The organism is Acinetobacter sp. YH16053 (genome assembly GCF_013417035.1).
GTDB classification, from domain to species: Bacteria; Pseudomonadota; Gammaproteobacteria; order Pseudomonadales; family Moraxellaceae; genus Acinetobacter; species Acinetobacter towneri.
This window is the reverse complement of record NZ_VPEP01000065.1, coordinates 1-3,428: the sequence shown is the minus strand read 5'-3', so window position 1 is coordinate 3,428 and position 3,428 is coordinate 1. Positions and strand designations below refer to the sequence as shown.

The following is a 3,428-nucleotide window of genomic DNA, read 5'->3' as shown; positions in this document are numbered from 1 at the left end:
ATCTGTACCGGGCCGTCGACAGCCGGGGCCGCACTGTCGATTTTTATCTCTCCTCCCGTCGTAACAGCAAAGCTGCATACCGGTTTCTGGGTAAAATCCTCAACAACGTGAAGAAGTGGCAGATCCCACGATTCATCAACACGGATAAAGCGCCCGCCTATGGTCGCGCGCTTGCTCTGCTCAAACGCGAAGGCCGGTGCCCGTCTGACGTTGAACACCGACAGATTAAGTACCGGAACAACGTGATTGAATGCGATCATGGCAAACTGAAACGGATAATCAACGCCACGCTGGGATTTAAATCCATGAAGACGGCTTACGCCACCATCAAAGGTATTGAGGTGATGCGTGCACTACGCAAAGGCCAGGCCTCAGCATTTTATTATGGTGATCCCCTGGGCGAAATGCGCCTGGTAAGCAGAGTTTTTGAAATGTAAGGCCTTTGAATAAGACAAAAGGCTGCCTCATCGCTAACTTTGCAACAGTGCCCATATTATTGAATCTAATCATATCTTGGACCAAAAAAATCTTTACTTATAATAATGAGTAAATATATACATCCGAATGACGACAAAATTACAAACTTGTAATTTTGTTAAGGTTTGTTCTCAAAAAAATAAATTAATACTATTTTAAAAAAGATAAATCGTTGCTGAAAAAGCTAGATTGCAATCGAGTTAATTAATTATAAATCAAAAACTTATATTGTATAAAATTAGTAACTCTTTGCTTTCTGCACTTATTATTTAATCAACGTTTCACGATTTTCATAAGCTAAACTAAATATAGTCGCCAATTTCAATTGAGTTATTTCCCGGCTTTTAAATACCGATATACCGCTTGGCGACTAATTCCAAATGCCTGGCCTAATGCCATTTTTGAAGGGTACTTCCCTTCCTTCCAGTCTTGTCGCAAAGCTTCAGCCTGATCAGGTTTCAATTTATGTACCCGGCCTTTGTACTTCCCTTGAGAAGAGGCAAGTTTAATTCCTTCCTTTTGCCGCTCTAAAATGATCTCACGTTCAAACTGTGCAAAAGCACCCATCAGTTGCAGCATCAAATTATCCATCGGGGTGGATTGGGCCGTAAAAGTAATATTTTCTTTTACAAACTGGATGGCAATCCCTCGTTTGACCAGTTTATCCACTTCAGTCACCAAATCTTTTAAGCTTCGCGCAAAACGATCCATGGAATGTACTATCACCCGGTCTCCTTCCCGGACATAATTCAACATTTCCTGAAATTTCGGTCGGTCGGTATTTTTACCTGAAGCACGGTCAACAAAAATCCGGTCGACTTCAATTCCCTCAAGTTGACGTCCCGTATTTTGCTCGACCGAACTCACTCGCACATAGCCTACTTTTTGGCCTTTCACTTTTTACGCCCCAATTGGATAAAAATGAACAATTTCGTAAATTATAAATCTTTAATACCAAAGTTACATGTTACTTATGATTAAAAAACATTTAAATGGTACATGTTTTTAAGAACTTTTAAAATGTAATTTTAGGGTATACTCTATAGTTACATAATTCGTGATTTAAAGAGACCTAGAAAAAGAGAAATGGTATTTATTTGAGCTAATCAAAGTTGAGAAACTTTAGAATTCTTGCGTTAGTCAAATTTTAAGCAGCCAAAAGCTATATTTTATGAGGTTTTAGCCAATTCAAAAATTAGATAAACTATACTTTCGCAAGAGGTCTTTTGATTAAATAATAAGCGTGGAACGTGAAAAATCATAAAAAAAGCCCACCTTGGGGAAGATGGGCTATCAACTAGAAACTACAGCATTGATTTCTATAGAGAATTATAACGCATTTCGTATAAGGTGTATTATGTTAATTTTAGATTTTTTAAAAAATTAGGGCATCCATGAATCCTTTAGAATTCTACTGTTTAATATTGAAAAATATGGATAAAAACCTGGCTAAGAAACTAGGTAAAATTGAGAAAAAATATACTAATGTTCCATTTAAAAATGATGAAATAGCTAAAGTTAAAATTAAATCCGAATTTGCTTCAGAAATGGGGTTTTTCGTACTTAATTCAGCAACTTCTTTAGCTGTAGATGAAGAAAACTATAATTTTGCATACTGCTTAAAAATCTTAGAACTATATCCAATTAAGAATAACGATTTTTTTTATTGGAATGAGCATATAAAGCTATTTTCAGAATTAGAAAAAAATAATTTTTTATATGAAGATGTCTGCAAACTACATGATTTTCTGGTAAATAACTTTAGCTTTAACGGTGATTTAAAGAATATTATTAGTCATGAGATGCTTAGAAATTCTGGCGTCAATATACTGCTAATTTTAATTCACTTAGATCATTTAATTTCTAAGAAGTGGGGATTCCAATCAATCTCACTAAACCAAGCATTAAAGTTTAAGTTTAAAAATAAACGACCATACTTCCCATCAAAAACTTTTACAGATTTTCTTTTATTTATCTTAAAGATAAATGCAAAGTTTGAAGCAACAAAAGGACATAAAGTCGAGATTCTGAAGACTATTCCTCCAACTAATGGTTTTGAGCAATGGTTAGATCCTTCTCTCGAAGATGAACAAATTAAAGAATTTATACAACTAATTAAAAAAGTTAGAGAAAACAGAAGACTATGCTACTTGAATGAAGTCTATGAGTTCCTAGGTCTACCTTATGGTGAGTTTAAAAATGATGAAATTTATGAACAAGTCTCAGAAGAGAATTATTTATTCCTGAAAAATGAACTTCCAGAAGATAAGTGGTTTGAAAGTATTAATGCCATAGCTGGCCTATGGTTAATATATTTTTGGCAAGACTTTTATTATAAACATTTTCAAAAAACAGCCAGCGTTTCTACGTTAGCTACATCAGAAGATTTTATCGTGATATGGGAAGCCTTCCTGAAGAAATATCCTTCAGAAGGCCAATATCTTTGGCCTTCTGAATTGATATTACAAGATAAATAAATTTTTATTTACGAGGTGGATTATTGTCTCGGCCACCACCTGATGGATTTCCAGTAGTACTAGGCCAACCTGCTGTGCTCATAGTTTTCATCCTTATTTAGATTTCGTAGGTTTATGATTAGGATTCAATTGTCGGCTACGGTTGTCCTGATTCTGCGCATGTTGAATATTATTAGGATTTTTTACTGTAGCACGTTGATCATTCGCTGTTTGTGTCATTGCTTTCTCCTTAAAATGTTTGAACATCTGACAAGGAAAGTATGGCTTCAAAAAAATATGCATCTTGCCTGAAAAACAGTAAAAAAGTTTAAATTTTAACCAAAAAAATTATGTATTTAACATAATGGTGTTATACGAAATTAATGGATGTTCGTATAAATTACTTGCATATTGTATTCGATCGAATACAATATAGTGAGAAGATAAGGAATCCTCATGATTGAAATTAAACGTCTTCCAGAATTTGATGAATGG

At 34.6% G+C, this 3,428-nt stretch carries 3 protein-coding genes and 1 pseudogene; 2 read left to right on the top strand and 2 right to left on the bottom strand.

The features are described from left to right. A pseudogene (locus tag FTV43_RS14770) lies at positions 1–437 on the top strand (IS6-like element IS26 family transposase); the annotation flags it as partial. A 370-nt stretch (positions 438–807) separates the two neighbouring features. Here the strand turns inward: FTV43_RS14770 and FTV43_RS14765 are convergent. Beyond that, entirely contained in the window at positions 808–1,374 is a 567-nt protein-coding gene (locus FTV43_RS14765) for a recombinase family protein (RefSeq protein WP_004812033.1), read from the bottom strand. A 497-nt stretch (positions 1,375–1,871) separates the two neighbouring features. Here FTV43_RS14765 and FTV43_RS14760 point away from each other — a divergent pair, with 497 nt between their 5' ends. Continuing rightward, complete coding sequence (locus FTV43_RS14760) at positions 1,872–2,954, top strand: hypothetical protein (RefSeq protein WP_004969299.1); 1,083 nt, start codon at positions 1,872–1,874, stop codon at positions 2,952–2,954. Positions 2,955–3,047: 93 nt separating this feature from the next. Here FTV43_RS14760 and FTV43_RS16105 read toward each other — a convergent pair whose 3' ends face one another. Continuing rightward, entirely contained in the window at positions 3,048–3,173 is a 126-nt protein-coding gene (locus FTV43_RS16105) for a hypothetical protein (RefSeq protein WP_004969301.1), read from the bottom strand. Positions 3,174–3,428 lie beyond the last annotated feature (255 nt).